The sequence below is a fragment of the Kineococcus sp. DHX-1 genome, assembly GCF_042473625.1.
Taxonomy (GTDB): domain Bacteria; phylum Actinomycetota; class Actinomycetes; order Actinomycetales; family Kineococcaceae; genus Kineococcus.
In genome coordinates this window covers 3,585,631-3,603,791 of the sequence record NZ_CP170445.1, presented here as the reverse complement: position 1 = coordinate 3,603,791, position 18,161 = coordinate 3,585,631, and the positions used below count along the sequence as shown (strand labels likewise).

18 protein-coding genes are annotated in these 18,161 nt (G+C 73.4%); 13 read left to right on the top strand and 5 right to left on the bottom strand.

Features of this window, described 5'->3' with window-relative positions; all coding sequences use genetic code 11:
* Positions 1 to 14: 14 nt before the first annotated feature.
* Positions 15 to 473 carry a hypothetical protein gene (locus ACFEMC_RS17205; RefSeq protein ID WP_380170775.1) on the bottom strand — a complete coding sequence of 153 codons (459 nt, stop codon included), beginning with the start codon at positions 471 to 473 and terminating at the stop codon, positions 15 to 17.
* Between the two features lie 146 nt (positions 474 to 619).
* Between ACFEMC_RS17205 and ACFEMC_RS17200 the strand changes: the two genes are divergently transcribed.
* Entirely contained in the window at positions 620 to 1,798 is a 1,179-nt protein-coding gene (locus tag ACFEMC_RS17200; RefSeq protein ID WP_380170774.1) for a sensor histidine kinase, read from the top strand.
* A 25-nt stretch (positions 1,799 to 1,823) separates the two neighbouring features.
* Entirely contained in the window at positions 1,824 to 2,477 is a 654-nt protein-coding gene (locus tag ACFEMC_RS17195) for a response regulator (protein WP_380170773.1), read from the top strand.
* Between the two features lie 371 nt (positions 2,478 to 2,848).
* On the opposite strand, the gene galK is transcribed toward ACFEMC_RS17195, so the two are convergent.
* Genes galK through ACFEMC_RS17180 form a run of 3 tightly spaced genes read right to left on the bottom strand, consistent with a single transcriptional unit; the run spans position 2,849 to position 6,014 of the window.
* Positions 2,849 to 4,078 carry a galactokinase gene (gene galK, locus ACFEMC_RS17190; RefSeq protein ID WP_380170772.1) on the bottom strand — a complete coding sequence of 410 codons (1,230 nt, stop codon included), beginning with the start codon at positions 4,076 to 4,078 and terminating at the stop codon, positions 2,849 to 2,851.
* Entirely contained in the window at positions 4,075 to 5,175 is a 1,101-nt protein-coding gene (gene galT, locus ACFEMC_RS17185; RefSeq protein WP_380176850.1) for a galactose-1-phosphate uridylyltransferase, read from the bottom strand. The genes galK and galT overlap by 4 nt, the downstream gene beginning before the upstream one ends.
* Before the next feature lie 41 nt (positions 5,176 to 5,216).
* Positions 5,217 to 6,014, bottom strand: a complete 798-nt coding sequence (locus ACFEMC_RS17180; RefSeq protein ID WP_380170771.1) for a DeoR/GlpR family DNA-binding transcription regulator — start codon at positions 6,012 to 6,014, stop codon at positions 5,217 to 5,219.
* Between the two features lie 104 nt (positions 6,015 to 6,118).
* Between ACFEMC_RS17180 and trpS the strand changes: the two genes are divergently transcribed.
* From trpS to ACFEMC_RS17135, 9 genes are all read left to right on the top strand, one after another.
* A complete protein-coding gene (gene trpS, locus ACFEMC_RS17175) occupies positions 6,119 to 7,195 on the top strand; it encodes a tryptophan--tRNA ligase (RefSeq protein ID WP_380170770.1) in 1,077 nt (358 codons plus the stop codon).
* Positions 7,192 to 7,743 carry a 2'-5' RNA ligase family protein gene (locus tag ACFEMC_RS17170; protein ID WP_380170769.1) on the top strand — a complete coding sequence of 184 codons (552 nt, stop codon included), beginning with the start codon at positions 7,192 to 7,194 and terminating at the stop codon, positions 7,741 to 7,743. Before trpS ends, ACFEMC_RS17170 begins: the two co-directional genes overlap by 4 nt.
* Before the next feature lie 14 nt (positions 7,744 to 7,757).
* A complete protein-coding gene (locus ACFEMC_RS17165; RefSeq protein WP_380170768.1) occupies positions 7,758 to 8,825 on the top strand; it encodes a YihY/virulence factor BrkB family protein in 1,068 nt (355 codons plus the stop codon).
* A 40-nt stretch (positions 8,826 to 8,865) separates the two neighbouring features.
* The gene (locus ACFEMC_RS17160; RefSeq protein WP_367638360.1) at positions 8,866 to 9,099 is read left to right on the top strand and encodes an SCO4848 family membrane protein; all 234 of its coding nucleotides are present in this window, start codon (positions 8,866 to 8,868) and stop codon (positions 9,097 to 9,099) included.
* 19 nt (positions 9,100 to 9,118) lie between these two features.
* The gene (locus ACFEMC_RS17155) at positions 9,119 to 10,135 is read left to right on the top strand and encodes a LacI family DNA-binding transcriptional regulator (RefSeq protein WP_380170767.1); all 1,017 of its coding nucleotides are present in this window, start codon (positions 9,119 to 9,121) and stop codon (positions 10,133 to 10,135) included.
* A 169-nt stretch (positions 10,136 to 10,304) separates the two neighbouring features.
* Positions 10,305 to 11,618, top strand: a complete 1,314-nt coding sequence (locus tag ACFEMC_RS17150) for an extracellular solute-binding protein (RefSeq protein WP_380170766.1) — start codon at positions 10,305 to 10,307, stop codon at positions 11,616 to 11,618.
* A 70-nt stretch (positions 11,619 to 11,688) separates the two neighbouring features.
* Positions 11,689 to 12,663, top strand: a complete 975-nt coding sequence (locus tag ACFEMC_RS17145; protein WP_380170765.1) for a carbohydrate ABC transporter permease — start codon at positions 11,689 to 11,691, stop codon at positions 12,661 to 12,663.
* Positions 12,660 to 13,553, top strand: a complete 894-nt coding sequence (locus ACFEMC_RS17140) for a carbohydrate ABC transporter permease (protein WP_380170764.1) — start codon at positions 12,660 to 12,662, stop codon at positions 13,551 to 13,553. Before ACFEMC_RS17145 ends, ACFEMC_RS17140 begins: the two co-directional genes overlap by 4 nt.
* A 34-nt stretch (positions 13,554 to 13,587) precedes the next feature.
* Complete coding sequence (locus ACFEMC_RS17135; protein WP_380170763.1) at positions 13,588 to 15,054, top strand: GH1 family beta-glucosidase; 1,467 nt, start codon at positions 13,588 to 13,590, stop codon at positions 15,052 to 15,054.
* On the opposite strand, the gene ACFEMC_RS17130 is transcribed toward ACFEMC_RS17135, so the two are convergent.
* Positions 15,044 to 15,676, bottom strand: coding sequence for an MBL fold metallo-hydrolase (locus ACFEMC_RS17130; protein WP_380170762.1), 633 nt, complete (start codon positions 15,674 to 15,676; stop codon positions 15,044 to 15,046). The two genes, ACFEMC_RS17135 and ACFEMC_RS17130, sit on opposite strands and share 11 nt — an antisense overlap.
* Before the next feature lie 132 nt (positions 15,677 to 15,808).
* On the opposite strand from ACFEMC_RS17130, the gene fdhA reads away from it, so the two are divergent.
* Positions 15,809 to 17,044: a formaldehyde dehydrogenase, glutathione-independent gene (fdhA, locus tag ACFEMC_RS17125; RefSeq protein WP_367638368.1), complete on the top strand. Its 1,236-nt coding sequence runs from the start codon at positions 15,809 to 15,811 to the stop codon at positions 17,042 to 17,044.
* 72 nt (positions 17,045 to 17,116) lie between these two features.
* The gene (locus tag ACFEMC_RS17120) at positions 17,117 to 18,136 is read left to right on the top strand and encodes a TauD/TfdA family dioxygenase (protein WP_380170761.1); all 1,020 of its coding nucleotides are present in this window, start codon (positions 17,117 to 17,119) and stop codon (positions 18,134 to 18,136) included.
* The last annotated feature ends 25 nt before the right edge of the window (positions 18,137 to 18,161 follow it).

Genomic DNA, 18,161 nt, shown 5'->3' with positions numbered 1-18,161 from the left:
CCGCCGGGTCCCGGTCAGCGGACGGCGAGCGGGCGGCCCGTGCGGGCGGCGACGACCGCGGACTCGGCGAGCAGGCTCAGGCCCAGGGCGAACAGCACCGACTGCCCGACGGTGTGCGAGGCGACGCCGAGGGACACGGCGCCGGCGTCCAGGCCGAGGCGCAGCACGACGAGCAGCGCCATGAGCCCGAAGCAGGCCGGGCCCCAGCTCGTCACGAGCTGCCCGCCGGCCCGGCCCACCCGGACCAGGGCCCCGCGGGCCGCGCCCAGTCCGAGGGCGAGGCAGCCCGTGAGGACGAGGAACGCCGCCGCCGGGGCGTCGAGCACGACGTCGTGCAGCAGGAACAACCCCACGACGGTGAGGACCAGCGGCTTCCGGAACGACTCCTCGGCCACGGGGCGGGGCCGGGCCCGGCGGACCACGAGGAGCGCGACGACGACGAGGGCGGCGAGGACGGAGACGAGAGTGGTCATGGGGACGACCCTCCGCCGTGGACACCCCCGGCCGGATCGGCCCGCGGGTCCGTCCCGGGTGGAGAGCGGGTGGAGCCGCGGGTGGAGGTGGCCCTCGACCCAGGGGACGAGGACGGGGTCGCGGGCTGCGGCCTAGGGTTCCGGACGTGCCGGAGCGAGGACTGGAACGCCTGCGCCAGGAGTGGCGACGCACGACGGTGCCGCTGCGTGTCGTCGAGCTGCTCGTCGCGATGGTGCTGCTGCCGCTCCCCTGGGGGCGAGCCGTCTTGCCGTGGTGGCCGGTGCTCCTGCTCGTCGCGGCCGCCTGGGTGGCGTGGACGGTCCTCGACCCGCTCTCGATGCGCCGGCCCGACGCCCTCCTCGGGCGACGACGGATCGCGGTGGTGGCGCTCCTGGCGGTCGTCGCGTGCGGCGCCTCGTTCGTCGCGGCGCGCACCGAGGTCGGCTGGGTCTTCGCGCTCGCGGTCATCGCGGCCGTCGCGGGCGGGCGGGACGCCGGCATCGTCGGTGGCCTGACGGTCTTCCTCGCCGGGACGGTCGGGGTGCAGCTCGGTCTCCTGTCCGCGGGCGGGACCTCCTGGTCGGCCGTCCTGGGCTACCCCGCGGGACTGCTGTCCGCCGCCTTCGGCGGGGTGCTGCGCGCCATGCGCCGCGACCGCGAGGAGCAGTCGCGCCGGTTGCTGACCGAGCAGGCGCGGGGTGCTGCGCTCGCCGAGCGGACGCGCATCGCGCGGGAGGTGCACGACGTCCTGGCGCACTCCCTCGGTGGCCTCGCGATCCAGCTGGAGGTGGCCGACGCGCTGCTGTCGGGGGACGGCGACCTCGACGCGGGCGCCCGCGCGGCCGTGCGGCAACGGGTCCGGACGGCCCACGACCTCGCGACGGCCGGCCTCGAGGACACCCGCCGGGCCGTGCACGCGCTGCGCGTCGACGCCCCGCCGCTGCCGGACTCCCTCGCCGCACTGGCGGCGGGCGCGGGGGAGAACGGGACCGAGGTGAGCCTGCGCGTGCAGGGGCGCCCCCGGCCGCTGGGGGCGGGGGAGGTGGCCCTGCTGCGGACCGCGCAGGAGGCGGTCGTCAACGCGGGCAAGCACGCCCCCGGGTCGCCCGTCGCGGTCGAGCTGACCTACCGGGAGGCCGACACCCAGCTCGTCGTCACCGACGGCGGCGCGCGCCGTTCGGACGCCGCGGGGACGTCGCTGCGCACGGTCGACGGCGGGTACGGCCTGGCCGGGTTGCGGGAGCGCCTGGAACTGACCGGGGGGTCGCTCGCGGCGGGCCCGCACGGGACGGGCTGGCGCGTCACCGCCCGGGTGCCGGCGTGAGCGGGTCCTGCGGGAGGATCCGGACGTGACCGCCCCCGACGTCCTGCGCGTCGTCGTCGCCGACGACCAGACGATCGTCCGCGACGGCCTCGTCGCCCTGCTTGACCTCCTGCCCGAGTTCACCGTCGTCGGGACGGCCGGGGACGGCGCCGAGGCCGTGGCGCGCGTCGCCGAACTCGCCCCCGACGTCGTCCTCATGGACCTCGGGATGCCGGGTGTCGACGGCGTCGAGGCCACCCGGCGGCTGACCGCCGAGCACCCGGGCACCGCGGTCGTCGTCCTCACGACCTACGCCGACGACGCCTCGATCCTCGGTGCGCTGCAGGCGGGTGCGCGCGGTTACCTGACGAAGAGCGCCGGACGGGCCGACATCGCGCGGGCGTTGCAGGCAGCGGCCGCACGCCAGGTCGTTCTCGACGCCGACGTGCAGGCGCGGCTGCTCCAGGCCGCGGGCACTCCGTCAGCCCCGACCCCGGCAGAACTCCCCGACGGCCTCACCGAACGCGAGGCCGAGGTGCTGCGCCTCATCGCCCGCGGGCTGTCGAACCAGGACGTCGCGCGGGAACTGTTCGTCTCCGTCGCGACGGTCAAGACGCACGTCAACCACCTGTTCGCCAAGACCGGCTCGCGCGACCGCGCCCAGGCCGTGGCCTACGCGCACACCCGCGGTCTGGTCTGACGTCCGGCCCGACGCCGCCCGCGAACGCGCCCACGGGGGACAGGTCCGGGGTGAGGACGAGCCGCCAGGCCGCCGGGTCGCGCGGCGCGGGGCCGGGGTCGACGGCGTGCGCCAGCAGCCAGCGCCGCGACCGCGCCTGCTCCGCGCGCCACAGCGCCCGGTGCCGACGCCACGACCGGACGACGACCCCCGTCGACGCGAGGACCCCCAGCACCACCCACCCGAGCACCCGGGCAGGCTGACCCGCCCCGCCCCCCGGCCGGTGAACGCCCGCTGAACGGCGCCCGTCGCCCGCGTGGAAAACACACTTTCCGCCCTTGGAACACGTGTTCCGAGGGCGGAAAGTGTGTTTTCCACGGAGGAGCGGCGGGTCAGAGGTCGCGGGCAGCGCCCTCGGAGGGGAGGGCGGTGAGGAAGCGGGGAGCAGCCAGGCCCTGCTCGGCGAAGGCCGCAGCCACCGCCCCGGCGACCTCCTCGACGCGCTCGGCGGCGACGAGCGCGATGGCCGAGCCACCGAAGCCGCCGCCGGTCATGCGCGCGCCGAGCGCCCCGTGGGCCCGGGCGGTGTCCACCGTGAGGTCCAGCTCGCGGCAGGACACCTCGTAGTCGTCGCGCAGGGAGTCGTGCGAGGCGTCGAGCAGCGGCCCGACCTCGTCCGCGCGACCGGTCTGCAGCAGGTCGGCCGTGCGGCGCACCCGGTCGATCTCGGTGACGGCGTGCCGGACGCGGCGGACCAGCACCTCCCCGTCCGGTTCGGTGCCCAGGCGCTCGAGCGCCGCGTCGAGAGCGGCCGGGTCGACGGCGCGCAGGTTCGCCACCCCGAGGAGTTCCGCGGCGCGCTCGACGTCGGCGCGGCGCTTGCCGTACTCCCCGCCGGCGTGCGAGTGCTCGGCGCGGGTGTCGACGACGAGCAGCGCGAGCCCGGCCCCGGCGAGGTCCAGCGCGACCTGCGTCACCGAGTCGTCGTCGGTGTCGAGCAGGATCGCGCCGCCCTCGTGGCAGCGCAGCGACGCGGCCTGGTCCATGCCCCCGGTGTTGGCGCCCGCGACGACGTTCTCGGCGAGCTGGCAGGCGCTCGCGAGCCCGGCGCGGCCGGTGTCGTCGAGGGGGAGTTCGACGAGCTCGCCCAGGGCCACGGCGACGGCGCACTCCAGCGCCGCCGACGAGGACAGTCCGGACCCGTACGGGACGTGGCCGTCGACGAGGGCGTCGAAACCACCGGTGAGCGCGAGACCCTCGAAACCGTTCTGCAGCAGCGCCCACGGCACACCGGCCACGTAGGCGGCCCAGCCCTGCGGGGAGCCGGCGCCGACCTCGGCGAGCGGGACCTCCACGACGCCCGAGGGTTCCTGCAGCGAGCGGACGCGGACGACGCCGTCGGTGCGCGGCCGCAGCGCGACGAACGTGCGGTGCGGCAGCGCCAGCGGCAGGCAGAGCCCGCCGGTGTAGTCGACGTGCTCGCCGATGAGGTTCACGCGGCCCGGGGCCGACCACACGCCCTCGGGGTCGGTGCCGTACGCGGTGCGGAACTCCTGCGCCAGGGGCCGCGCGGTCTGCGCGCGGTCGGTCGCGTGGAAGAACTCGGGGCCAGGGGTACTCATCGGGAAACCTCGCGCAGTCGGGCCGCCACCTTCTCAGGTGTCGTGTCGTTGATCCATGCCGCCATCGCCGACTCCGAGCCGGCGAGGAACTTCACCTTCCCCGGGCCCCGCAGGACGGAGAACACCTGCAGGTGCAGGCGGAACTCGTCGCGGCCCTCGCGGACGGGCGCCTGGAACCAGCCCGCGATGTAGGGCAGCGGGTGCTCGTCGGGGTAGTAGCGGTCGAGCCGGCCCAGCAGGTCGAGGTAGGCGCCGACGAGGTCCGCGCGCTCGGCCTCGGTGAGGGCGGGCAGGTCGGGGACGTCGCGGTGGGGCGCGAGGTGGACCTCCACGGGCCAGCGCGCGGCGGCCGGGACGTAGGCGGTGAAGTGCTCGGTCTCGAACACGACGCGGTCCCCGGCGCGGCGTTCGGCATCCAGCACGTCGCGGAACAGGTTGCGGCCGGTGGCCTCCCGGTGCTCGCGGGCGCGGCGCAGCATGGTCTGCGTCTTCGGCGTCACGTACGGGTAGCCGTAGATCTGCCCGTGCGGGTGCGGCAGGGTCACGCCGATCTCGGCGCCGCGGTTCTCGAACACGAACACCTGCTCGACGCCCTCGGTGGCGCCGATCTCCTCGGTGCGGTCGATCCACGCCTCGAGCACCGTGCGGGCCCGCGTCGGGGACAGGGTCGCGAAGGACCCGTGGGTGTCGGAGGTGAAGCAGACGACCTCGCAGCGCCCGGCCGCCGGCTTCGTCGGCCACAGCTCCTCGCCGTCGAGGAACCCCGCCTCGCCACCGATGCGGTTCGAGAACGACGGGAACCGGTTCTCGAACGCGACGACGTCGTAGCTGGAGTCGGCGATCTCGGTGGGGAACCCGCCGGGAACGGTGGGGGCCAGCGGGTCCTGGTCCGGCGGCGGCATGAGGGTGCGGTCGTTGCGGTGGGAGGCCATCGCGATCCAGTCGCCCGTCAGCGGGTCGAACCGGACCTGCGAGCCGCCGCGCACGGTCTCCTCGGCCGGCGGCAGGGGACGGTGGTCGACCGCGTCGCGCAGGCGCTCACCGGACAGCCAGGGTTCGGTGTCGTCGAAGTGGATGAGTTCGCGGCCGTCGGCCATCCGGGTCGACGTCTTGCGGAACGGGTGTGTCGAGCGTTCTGTCACGGGTGCTCCTCGGGGTCCTGCGGCGGGGTGGTGGTCGCCACGACGAGCTCGCCCACGTGCTCGGCGAGGGCGGTGCGGTCGTCGGGGGAGAGGCTGTCGTCCGTCACGAGCACGTCGACGTCGTCGAGGGGGGCGAACGAGGCGAGGCCGACGACGCCGAGCTTGGAGGCGTCGGCCACGACGACGACGCGGCTCGCGCACGCCATGAGCGCGCGGTTCGTGTCGGCCTCCAGCAGGTTCGGGGTCGTCAGGCCGGCGCGCGGGTCCAGGCCGTGCACGCCGAGGAACAGGACGTCGACGTGCAGACCGGCCAGGCCGGCGTGCGCGACGGGCCCGACGAGCGCGTCCGAGGGGGTCCGCACGCCGCCGGTGAGGACGACCGTCCGGCCCGACCCCGGTTCGTGCAGGACGTCGGCCACGCGCGGGGAGTTCGTCACGACCGTCAGGTCCGGTACGAGACGCAGCTGCGCGGCGACCGCGACGGTCGTCGTGCCGGCCGACAGCGCGACGGACGCGCCCGCGTCGGCGAGGCGGACGGCCGCGCGGGCCACGGCCTCCTTGGCCGCGGTGCGCAGCGTCGACTTCGCGGCGAAGCCGGGTTCCTCGCTCGTACGGCCGACCGCGGCCGCGCCGCCGTGGACGCGGGCCACGAGGCCCTGGCGGGAGAGCTCGCCGATGTCGCGGCGCAGGGTCATCTCGGAGACGCCGAGGCGGTCGACGAGGTCGGCGATGCGCACGCCTCCGTGCGCGCGGACGGCGTCGAGGATCACCTCCTGCCGCTGGTGGGCCAGCACCCGTCGAGCATGACCGTGCCCCGGCGCAGAGTCAACCAGAACCGAACAGAACCGCACAGGAGGCGGAGGGACGGAGCACGTCCGGCGGCTGGCAGGATGGAGCCATGGCGGACGGGACGACCGGGACGACGACGACGGTGGGGACGCAGGGGACGGGTGCGGGGACGCGCCCGCGGCTGCTGTCCGGCATGCAGCCCACGTCCGGCTCCCTCCACCTCGGCAACTACCTCGGCGCCCTGACGCAGTGGGTCGCCCTGCAGGAGACGCACGACGCCTTCTACTGCGTCGTCGACCTGCACGCCCTCACGGTCTCCCCGGACCCGGCCGAGCTGCGCGAGCGCACGCGCTGGACCGCCGCGCAGTACATCGCTGCGGGCGTCGACCCCGAGCGCTCGACCCTCTTCGTGCAGAGCCACGTGCCCGCCCACGCCCAGCTCGCCTGGGTCCTGTCCTGCCTCACGGGCTTCGGCGAGGCCGGCCGCATGACGCAGTTCAAGGACAAGTCCGCCAAGCAGGGCTCGGACTCCACGACGGTCGGGCTCTTCACCTACCCCGTCCTCATGGCGGCGGACATCCTGCTCTACCAGGCCGCCGAGGTTCCGGTCGGCGAGGACCAGCGCCAGCACCTGGAGCTGACGCGCAACCTCGCGCAGCGCTTCAACTCCCGCTTCGGCGAGACGTTCGCCGTGCCCGAGCCCTTCATCCCGAAGGAGACGGCGAAGATCTACGACCTGCAGGACCCGACGGCCAAGATGAGCAAGTCCTCGTCCTCGCCGAACGGCCTCGTCGACGTCCTCGACGACCCGAAGGTGACGGCCAAGAAGATCCGGTCCGCCGTCACCGACACCGGCCGTGAGGTGCTCTTCGACCCGGTCGAGAAGGCCGGCGTCTCCAACCTGCTGTCCATCCACTCGGCGCTGTCGGGCCGCTCGATCGCGCAGCTCGAGGCCGACTTCGCCGGCCGCGGCTACGGGGACCTCAAGAAGGAGCTGGCCGAGGTCGTCACCGACGCGCTCGCGCCGGTCCGCACCCGCACCCTGGAGCTCATGGCCGACCCGGGCGCCCTCGACGAGCTGATCGCGCGCGGCGCCGACCGCGCCAACGAGGTCGCCGAGCAGACGCTGGCCACCGTCCACGAGCGCGTGGGTCTGGTGGCGCGGCCGGCGGGCGGGCGCCGGTGAGCTCACCACGAGCGGCGGCCGACGAGGACGGTCGGTCGCAGGTCATCGGGGTCTCCATCCCCGTGCCCGCCCCGCACGCGGCCGAGCTGACCGCCTGGCGGGAGGACTTCGGCGATCCGCTGGCGCGGTCCATCCCGCCGCACATCACGCTGCTGCCGCCGTTCCCGCTCGCCCCGGGAACGCTCGACACCGCAAGGGACCACCTCGAGGCGACGGCCGCCGCCGGCACGCCCTTCGACGTCCACCTGCGGGGCACCGCGACGTTCCGCCCCGTCTCGCCCGTCGTCTTCATCCAGCTGGCCCGCGGCATCTCCGAGTGCGAGCTGCTCCAGGCCGCCATCCGGACCGGCCCGCTGGCCGCCGAGATCAACTTCCCGTTCCACCCGCACGTCACCGTGGCCCACGACGTCGACGAGGCCGCGCTCGACCGCGCCGAGCTCGTGTTGCGCGACTGGGAGGCGACCTTCACCGTGAAGGGGTTCAGCCTCTACGAGCACGGCGCCGACGGCGTCTGGCGGCCACGGGAGGACTTCACCTTCCAGCAGTGAGGGGAGCCCCGGCCGTGAGCGGCGCCGTGGACCAGGCCAAGGACGCCGTGAGCACCGTGCAGCGGTCGTTCCCCTACCGGGTGTACCAGCGCTACGGCAACGCCCGGGGCAACGTCCTCGCGGGCGGCATCGCCTACTTCGCCTTCTTCTCGATCTTCCCGGCGCTCGCGGTCGCCCTGACGATCGTGGGTCTCGTCATGCGCGACGTGCCCGAGGTGCGGGACTTCGTGGTGCGCAACCTCGTGCGCGGGGTCGACGACTACCTGCCCGGCCTCGTCCACGAGGGGCAGCGCCCGGCGGGCAGCGCCCCCGACGAGCCGGGCATCTACATCGACCAGTACCTCAACGGGGGCGCCCTCACCGTCGCCCTCGTCCTGTCCACGGCCACCGGCCTGTTCACCGGCCTGGGCTGGGTCGACGGCCTGCGCCAGGGCGTCCGGGCCGTCTTCGGCGAGGACTCCGGCGGCGGCAACTTCCTCGTGGTGAAGTTGCGCGACCTGGGCGGCATGGTCGTCATCGGCGTCGGCGTGGTCCTCTCGGTCCTCGCCGTGTTGGCCACCAACGCTGCGGGCGGCTACCTGCTCGACCTCCTGGGGTTCGAGCCGTCCACCTGGTCGCGCTGGCTGCTGGCCGGCCTCGGCGCCCTCGTCGCCCTGGCCATCGACACCACGACGTTCCTCGTGGTCTTCCGGGTGCTGCCCGGGGCCGACGTGCCGCTGCGCGACCTTCTGCAGGGCGCCGTGCTGGGCGGCGTCGGGATCGGTGTCCTCAAGCAGTTCGGGACGACGATCGCGGGCCGCAGCGCGGACGGCAACGCGTTCTTCGGCGCCTTTGCCACGCTCATCGTCCTGCTCGTCCTCATGAACCTCATCGGCCGCCTCGTCCTGCTCGCGGCCGCCTGGGCCGCCGAGCGCGCCGAGGACGCCGGGTCCCTGCACCCCGACCTCATGGCGCAGGCGCGGCTGACCGTCCCGCTGGGTCCGGAGGAACCCGAGACGAACGAGCGGCGCCTGCCCTTCGTGTCCGGACTCGTGCTGGGGGCGGTGTCGGCGCTGGCCCTGGGGCGGGTCCGCCGGCGCTGACGCACAGGCGCGGGTGGGAGGATCGCCCCGTGGTGATCCCGTGGTGATGTCGAAGCCGGTCAGCTGGTTCCTCGTCCTGTTCGGCGTGTGGAGCTGGTTCATCTGGCCCAACTTCCTGCGCAACATCTGGTCGGACCCGCGCTCGTTCGACGGTGGCCCGCAGCCGTTCTTCCTCGTCCACCTCGTGCTCGTCGTCGTGAGCCTCGCCTTCGGCACGGCGATCGCCGTCATCGGCATCCGCGGTCTGCGAGGATCGGGCCGCCGAACCCGCTGACCCACCCGCTGGAGCGACCGTGCCGAGCCAGAGCGCGCCGACCCTCGACTCCGTCGCCGCGCGCGCCGGGGTCTCGCGGGCGACGGCCGGGCGCGTCCTGTCGGGCTACGCGCGGGTCAGCGACAGCGCGCGGGAGGCGGTGCTCAAGGCCGCCGCGGAGCTGTCGTACGTGCCGAACCAGGCGGCGCGCTCGCTCGTGACGCGGCGCAGCGGCTCCGTGGCCCTCGTCGTGGTGGAGCCCGTCGAGCGGTTCTTCGCCGACTCCTACTTCCCCCTCGTGCTGAGCGGCGCCCAGGCCCAGCTCGCCGAGCGGGAGGTGCAGCTGGTCCTCGTCGTGCTCTCGACGCAGCGCGAGCGGGAGCGCTTCGAGCGCTACGCCCGCGGCGGGCACGTGGACGGGGCGATCTTCGTCTCGGTCCACGGCGCGGACCCGCTGCCGCAGCACCTGCGCGAGGCCGGGCTCCCGGTCGTCCTGTCCGGCCGCCCGTACGACGAGGGCAGCTCCGTCCCGTTCGTCTCGGCGGACAACGTCGGGGGAGCGCGCACGGCGGCCGCGCACCTGTTCGAGCGGGGGTGCCGGCGCGTCGTCACCGTCACCGGGCCGATGGACATGCGGGTGGGCCAGGAACGCCTCGAGGGGTTCCGCGCCGAGCTGCGCGCCCACCGGCAGCGCTGGAACGCCGGGCTCGCCGCACCCGGTGACTTCAGCGTCGACGGCGGCCGGGCGGCCACCGAGGCGCTGCTGGAGCGGTGGCCCGACCTCGACGGCGTGTTCGCCGCGAACGACCTCATGGCCGCCGGGGTCCTGCAGGCGCTGGCCGCGGCCGGCCGGTCCGTCCCGGGGGACGTGCGCGTCGTCGGGTTCGACGACGCCCCGCTCGCGGCCGCGGCGACGCCGCCGCTCACCACCGTCCGGCAGCCGGTGATCGCGATGGGCCGGGAACTCGCGCGGATGGTGCTCGCGCTCGTCGACGGGCAGGAGTCCGTGCCCGACGTCGTGGCACCCACGGAACTGGTCCAGCGCGCCACCAGCTGATCCGACCGGCCTGGACCTCCCGGGCGTTGACACCACGGGCCTCCTGGGTCCACGCTGTGGGCATCCCTTGAGAGCGCTCTCACGAAACAGCAGATCAGCTTGAGAGCGCTCTCACGGACCCTTCGATCACCGACGATCCGCCGCTCCGGCGGGGCCCGAGGAGTTCCCCATGCCCAGTGCTCGCCCCTCCCGCACCACCATCGCCGCGCTCGCCACCACGGTCGCCGGCGCCCTGCTCGTCACCTCCTGCAGCACCGCGTCCTCCGGGGGCGGGCAGGCCGGCGCGGCCGACGGGAAGACGAACCTCACCGTCAGCCTGTTCGGCACCTTCGGCTACGAGGAGGCCGGGCTGTTCGACGAGTACGAGCAGCTCCACCCCGACGTGACCATCCAGTACGAGTCCACCCAGGGGGAGAATACCTACTGGCCGGCGCTGCAGACCAAGCTCGCCTCCGGCAACGGCACGGCCGACGTGCAGGGCATCGAGGTCGGCCGCATCGCCGACGTCGTCGCAGGTCAGGCCGCCAAGTGGACCGACCTGAAGGGGACGCCGGCGGGTTCCCAGGTCGCGAACTACCCGGACTGGAAGTCGGCTGCCGCGACGACGAAGGACGGGAAGGTCCTCGGGCTCGGGACCGACATCGGCCCCATGGCGCTGTGCTACCGCACCGACCTCCTCGGCCAGGCGGGTCTGCCCACCGACCCGGCGCAGCTCGCCGCGCGGATGGGGTCGTGGGACGACTACGTCGCCCTCGGCCGCGAGTACAAGGCGAAGGCACCCGCGGGGTCGGCGTGGATGGACTCCGCCGGCGGGTTCTACAACGCGATCATCTCGACCGAGTCGACGATCTACTACGACGCCGACGGCGAGCTCGTCTGGAACTCCAACCCGGCCGTGAAGAAGGCGTTCGACACCGCCGCCGCGGCCGCCGACGAGGACCTCACCGCCAAGCTCGAGCAGTTCGAGGACCCGGCCTGGGACAAGGGGTTCGGTGGGGGAGCGTTCGCCACCATCGCCTGCCCGGCGTGGATGGTCGGGTACATCAAGGGCAAGGCGGGGGACGCGGGCTCCGGCAAGTGGGGCATCACCTCCCTGCCCGGCGGCGCCGGCGGGAACTGGGGCGGCGCCTACCTCGGCATCCCCAAGGCCAGCAAGAACACCGAGGCCGCGGCCGAGCTCGTCAAGTGGCTCACCGACCCCGAGCAGCAGGCCAAGGTCTTCGAGGTGGGCGGGAACTTCCCGTCGAACACCGGGGCCTTCGACCTCGTCGCCGGGACGAAGGACGCCTACTTCCAGGACGCGCCGATCGGGGAGCTGTTCTCCGACGCGGCGCAGGCCGCCCCCACCCAGACCCTCGGGCCGGAGGACGCCGTCGTGAAGTCCTCGCTCGTGCAGGCGCTGCTGTCGGTGGAGACCAACGGCGTGAGCCCGGCCGACGCGTGGCAGGCCGCCACGAAGGACCTCGACAACCAGATCGGCTGACCGCGCGGGGGACGGCCCACCGGCCGTCCCCCTCCGGTCTGCTCCGCCGACCCACCCGCCTGGAGGACCCGTGAGCACCCCGACCGCGTCACCGACACTCGGCCGGCACCGGCAGCCGGTGCCCGAGCCGACGCCGACCCTGCGGCAGAAGCTGTTCCGCGCCGAGGGCCGGTTGGCCCCCTACGCCTACGTCGCCCCGTTCTTCCTGCTGTTCCTCGCGTTCGGGTTGTTCCCGCTCGTCTACACCATGTGGATCAGCTTCCACCGCTTCGAGCTGGGGTCGGACCCGGAGTGGACCGGCCTGGACAACTACGTCTGGCTGTTCGGCAACCCCAAGTTCTACAACGCGCTGCTGAAGACCATCACCATCGGCGTCCTGTCGACGGTGCCGCAGCTGCTCCTGGCCCTGGGCCTGGCGCACCTGCTGAACTACCGGATGCGGGCCCGGACCGTGTTCCGCGTCTCGATGATCATGCCGTACGCGACGTCCGTCGCGGCGTCCACGCTGGTCTTCGCCCAGATCTTCGGCCGCGACGGCGGGCTGGCGAACTGGCTGCTCTCCCTCGTCGGGCTCGACGGCCTGGACTGGCGCAACGGCGACCTCAGCGCCCAGATCGCCATCGCCGTCATCGTCACCTGGCGCTGGACCGGCTACAACGCCCTCATCTACCTGGCCGGGATGCAGTCGATCGCGACCGACCTCTACGAGGCCGCCGCCCTCGACGGTGCGAACCGGTGGCAGCAGTTCCTGCACGTGACCCTGCCGGGTCTGCGGCCCACCATCCTGTTCACCGTCGTCGTCTCGACCATCGGCGCCACCCAGCTGTTCGGCGAACCGCTGCTGTTCGGCGGGGTCGACGGCGGTGCCCTGAACCAGTACCAGACGATGGGCCTGTTCATGTACCAGCAGGGGTGGGGCTTCGGCTCGCTCGGTCGGGCCGCCACCGTCGCGTGGGTGACGTTCCTGCTCATCGTCGTCCTCGTCCTGATCAACACCGCGCTGGCCCGCTGGCGCGACCGCGACCCCGAGGGAGCCCGCCGATGAGCGCGACCGGTGTGCGCGAGGCCGCCCTCGCCGCCCCCACCCCCGCCCCGGTGCGCCGGCGCCGCTACCGCGCGCCCGACGCGGCCGGTCCGCTCACCTACGTCCTGCTCGTCGTGACGGCGCTGCTGTTCGTCGTGCCGTTCTACTACATGGTCGTCGCGGCGAGCCGGCCGATGGCGGAGATGAACACCTCCCCGCCGCCGTTCCTGCCCGGCCCGGACCTGTGGCAGAACATCACCACCGCCGTGCAGCAGCAGGCCATCGGCCTGTCCATCGTGAACTCCCTCATCGTCTCGGGCGTCACGACCGTCGGGACCCTGGCGTTCTGCACCCTCGCCGGCTACGCCTTCGCCAAGCTCCGGTTCCGCGGCGAGAAGCCGTTGTTCGCCATCACCATCGGCACGCTGATGATCCCGCCGTCGCTGGGCGTCGTGCCCCTGTACAAGCTCATGTCGGACTGGGGCCTGGCGGGGCGGCTGGAGTCGGTCATCCTGCCTTCGCTCGTCGGAGCGTTCGGGGTGTTCTTCATGCGGCAGTACCTCGTGCAGACGCTGCCGGACGAACTGCTCGAGGCGGCCAAGGTCGACGGGGCGTCCCAGATCCGCACCGTCGTCAGCATCGTCCTGCCCATCGCCCGGCCGGGCATGGCCGTGCTGGGGATGCTGACCTTCATGACGAGCTGGAACGACTTCTTCTGGCCGGTCATCACGCTGAACTCCACGATGCCGACCGTCCAGGTCGCGCTCAACAACCTCGGCTCCGGGTACGTCCCGGACACCGCCGTCATCATGGCCGGCACCCTCGTCGGCACCCTGCCCGTCATCGTCGTGTTCCTGCTGCTGGGCCGTCAGATCGTCAGCGGCATCATCGCCGGCGCCGTCAAGGGCTGACCCCCGAACCCCTGGAAACCCCCGAGAGGACCGCATGACCACCACCGAGGACCAGCCCACCACACCCCTGGAGATGCTGCGCGCGTTCCCCGCCGGTTTCGCCTGGGGCACGGCAACGGCCGCCTACCAGGTCGAGGGGGCCGTGGCCGAGGACGGCCGGACGCCGTCCATCTGGGACACCTTCAGCCACACCCCCGGCCGCGTCGTCGACGGCGACACCGGTGACGTCGCCGACAACCACTACCACCGGTTCCGGGAGGACGTCGCGCTCATGCGGCGCCTGGGGGCCACGACGTACCGCTTCTCCGTCGCCTGGCCGCGGATCACCCCGCAGGTGACCGCGGACGCGCTCGGCCCGGTGAACCCGGCGGGCCTGCAGTTCTACTCCACGCTCGTCGACGAACTGCTGGCCGCCCGGATCGAACCCGTCGTGACGCTCTACCACTGGGACTTGCCGCAGGCCCTGGAGGACGCCGGCGGCTGGACCTCGCGCCGCACGGCCGAGCGGTTCGGGGAGTACGCCGAGGTCGTCGCGGCGGCGCTGGGGGACCGGGTCCGCACCTTCACCACCCTCAACGAACCCTGGTGCTCGGCCTACCTCGGGTACGCCTCCGGCGTGCACGCCCCGGGCCGGACCGAACCCGCGGCCGCCCTCGCCGCGGTCCACCACCTGAACCTCGCCCACGGTCTCGGTGCGCTGGCCGTCCGCCGGGCCGCCCCGTCGGCCCGGGTCTCGCTCACGCTGAACCTCGCGTGGGTGCGCACCGAGGGCACGAGCCCGGCCGACCACGACGCCGTCCGGCGCGTCGACGGCCTGCAGAACCGGGTGTTCCTCGACCCGGTGCTGCGCGGTGAGTACCCGGCCGACGTCCTGCAGGACACGGCGTCGGTCACCGACTGGTCCTTCGTCCTGCCGGGCGACCTCGAGCTCGTCCACCAGGGCGTCGACGTGCTCGGCGTCAACTACTACAGCCCCACCGTCGTCCGCGCGTGGGACGGCAGCGCCCCGCGGGCCGAGAACGACGGGCACGGGAACAGCGCCCACAGCCCGTGGGTGGCCAGCACCGACGTCGAGTTCCCGGAGCTGCCCGGGCACACGACCGCCATGGGCTGGAGCGTGGACGCCCGCGGGCTGACCGAGCTCCTCGTGCGGATGCACCGCGAGCACCCCGGTCTGGAACTCCTCGTCACCGAGAACGGCGCGGCCTACGACGACGTCGTGGTCGCCGGTCAGGTGCACGACGTCGAGCGCACCGAGTACCTGCACGCGCACCTGCACGCCGTCCTCGACGCCCTCGACGCCGGCGCACCGGTCCGCGGGTACTTCCTGTGGTCCTTCCTCGACAACTTCGAGTGGGGGTACGGGTTCTCCAAGCGCTTCGGCATCGTCCACGTGGACTACCTGACGCAGCGGCGGACCCTCAAGGACAGCGCGCTCTGGTACGCCGGCGTCATCGCGCAGAACGCGGTGCCCCGGGAGGTCGCCTCGCTCAGAGCGTGACGGTCGTGCCGACCGGGAGGAGTTCGACGGGCAGACCGGTCAACTGCTCGGTGAACCGCGCGGACCCCTCCCGGCCGGCGTCGGACAGCATGAGGTCGTGGATGGCGACGACGCGCCTGGCCCCCACGGCGCGGACGAAGTCGACGCCCTCGCCGAGCTTGGTCCAGGGACCGCTCGTGGGCAGCAGCAACGTCCCCACGGCCGTGCCGGGGGCGTCGTAGGAGTCGCCCGGGTGGTAGACGGCGTCCTCGCCCTCGCCGACCACGTACGCCACGTTCTGCATCGGCGGCAGGTCGGCGTGGATGACGGCGTGCTGCCCGCCCACGACGCGCACGCGGACCCCGGCCAGCTCGAACCCGTCACCCGGGGAGACGGCCCGGACGCCCTCGACGGCGTCGGCCACGCTGGCCGGGCCGACGACCGGCAGGTCGGGGCGGCGCGCCAGTTCCGCGCGCAGCGCGTCCGGGTCGACGTGGTCGGGGTGGTCGTGGGTGAACAGGACGGCGTCGGCGGCCGCGAGCAGCTCGGGCGTGTCCGGCGTGTAGGCGCCCGGGTCGACGAGCAGGGACGACCCGTCGTGGGTCAGGACGACCGTCGCGTGCGTGTGCTTCGTGAGCTCCATGGCCCGATCATCACCCGGTCACCGGTGCCCACTTCCGCGGGGTGGTCCCGGCCTTGCGCCCCCGCTCCGCCCAGGGTTGGGTGGGGATCACTGCGCCGGCACCGATGCCGGCGCGCGAAGGGAGATGCGTTCGTGACCACGACCGACACGTCCCACGGCAACCGCGCCGTCGCCTACCTCGGCCCCGGCCGGGTCGAGGTGCAGACCATCGACTACCCCACGTTCGAGCTCAAGGACGGCCCCGGGGTCAACCCGGCCAACGTCGGCCGCAAGGTCGACCACGGCGTCATCCTCAAGCTCGTCGCCACGAACATCTGCGGGTCGGACCAGCACATGGTCCGCGGCCGCACCACCGCCCCGCCGAACCTGGTGCTGGGCCACGAGATCACCGGTGAGGTCGTCGAGGTCGGCCGCGACGTCGAGTTCCTCGCGGTCGGCGACCTCGTGTCGGTGCCCTTCAACATCGCCTGCGGTCGCTGCCGGAACTGCAAGGAGCGCAAGACGGGCATCTGCCTGAACGTCAACCCCGACCGCCCCGGCTCGGCCTACGGGTACGTGGACATGGGCGGGTGGGTGGGCGGCCAGGCGGAGTACGTCCTGGTGCCGTACGCGGACTTCAACTGCCTGAAGTTCCCCGACAAGGACCAGGCGATGGAGAAGATCCTCGACCTGACGATGCTGTCGGACATCTTCCCGACGGGTTTCCACGGGGCGGTCACCGCGGGCGTCGGCGTCGGGTCGACGGTCTACGTGGCCGGGGCCGGGCCGGTCGGCCTCGCCGCCGCGGCCGGCGCCCAGCTGCTGGGGGCAGCCGTCGTCATCGTCGGCGACCTCAACGCCGAGCGGCTCGAACGCGCCCGCAGCTTCGGCTGCGAGACCGTCGACGTGTCGAAGGGCGACCCGCGCGACCAGGTCGAGCAGATCCTCGGCGTCCCCGAGGTGGACTGCGGCATCGACGCGGTCGGCTTCGAGGCGCGCGGCCACGGGTCGGGGTCGGCGACCGAGGCGCCGGCGACGGTGCTCAACTCGCTCATGGAGCTGACGACGGCCGGCGGGGCCCTGGGCATCCCGGGGCTGTACGTGACGGGCGACCCGGGCGGCGTCGACGAGGCGGCCAAGAAGGGCTCGCTCTCCCTGGACCTCGGCACCGGCTGGGCCAAGTCGCTGTCCTTCACCACCGGCCAGTGCCCGGTGATGAAGTACCACCGTGGTCTGATGATGGCGATCCTGCACGACCGCGTGCAGATCGCGAAGGCCGTCGGGGCGACGGCCATCTCGCTGGACGAGGCGCCCGACGCGTACGCCAAGTTCGACGCCGGCGCTCCGCAGAAGTTCGTCATCGACCCGCACGGGATGATCAAGCGCTGACAATCTGTCCAGCCCCGGTGTCCTGAACTAGGCACATTGCCCATCGTCGACGCGCTACGGTGTGACTCCGCAGTGCGTCGACGATGGGAGCTGCTCGTGACCTCGGTGTTCCTCGACTCCTCGGCCGCCGTGCCGACCTTCCGCGAGCTGGCCGCGCCCGAGCGCGCCGCGCTGGCCGCGCTGGGTGCCCGGCTCACGGCCGACCCCGTGACGGAGCCCGACGCCTTCGGACGCCAGGCCCGGCTGCTGGCGCGGGAGCTGCCCGCCGAGGTGGCCGAGTCGCTGTGGGCCTTCGAGGAGCGCGGCTCCGACTCCGGCGTCCTCGTCCTGCGCGGGCTCGAGGTCGGCGACCTGCCCGCCACCCCGCCGGACAACACCGGTGGCGTCGGCGGCCGCACCCTGCTGGCCCGCCAGCAGGCCATCGTCAGCCACGCGCTCGGCCACATGGTCGGCTACGCCGCCGAGGGCCACGGGCACCTGCTGCAGGACATGGTCCCCAACGCCAAGCTCGCGGCCACCCAGCAGTCGCAGGGCTCGCGCGTCGAGCTCGAGGCCCACACCGAACAGTGCTTCTCCGCCCTGCGCCCCGACTACGTCGTCCTCGGCTGCCTGCGCGGCGACGCGGACGCCGCCACCTACGCGTTCCGCGCCCTCGACCTGCTGCAGCACGTCGACCAGAGCGACGTCATGGAGCTCTTCCGCCCGCTCTGGACGACGCTCGTCGACGAGTCGTTCGCCGACTTCCTCGACACCCGCGAGGTCCGCGGACCGTTCTCGATCCTGTCCGGCGACGTCGACGACCCGACGATGCTCGTCGACCAGGACCTCATGCACGGCATCACCAAGCACGCCCAGGCGCTGCTCGAGCGCGTGCTGGAGATCTACGTCGCGCACCGCCACGCCGTGACCCTCGAGCCCGGCGACGTGCTGCTGCTGGACAACCTGCGCGCCATGCACGGCCGCTCGCCGTTCACCCCCCGCTTCGACGGGACCGACCGGTTCATCAGCCGCGGCTTCGTCACCCGCGACCTGCGCCGCTCGCGCTTCGCCCGCCCCGGCGGCGGTCGCGTCGTGCAGGCCAGCTTCTCCTGACGCCTGTCCCTCCCTGCGGGAGGGA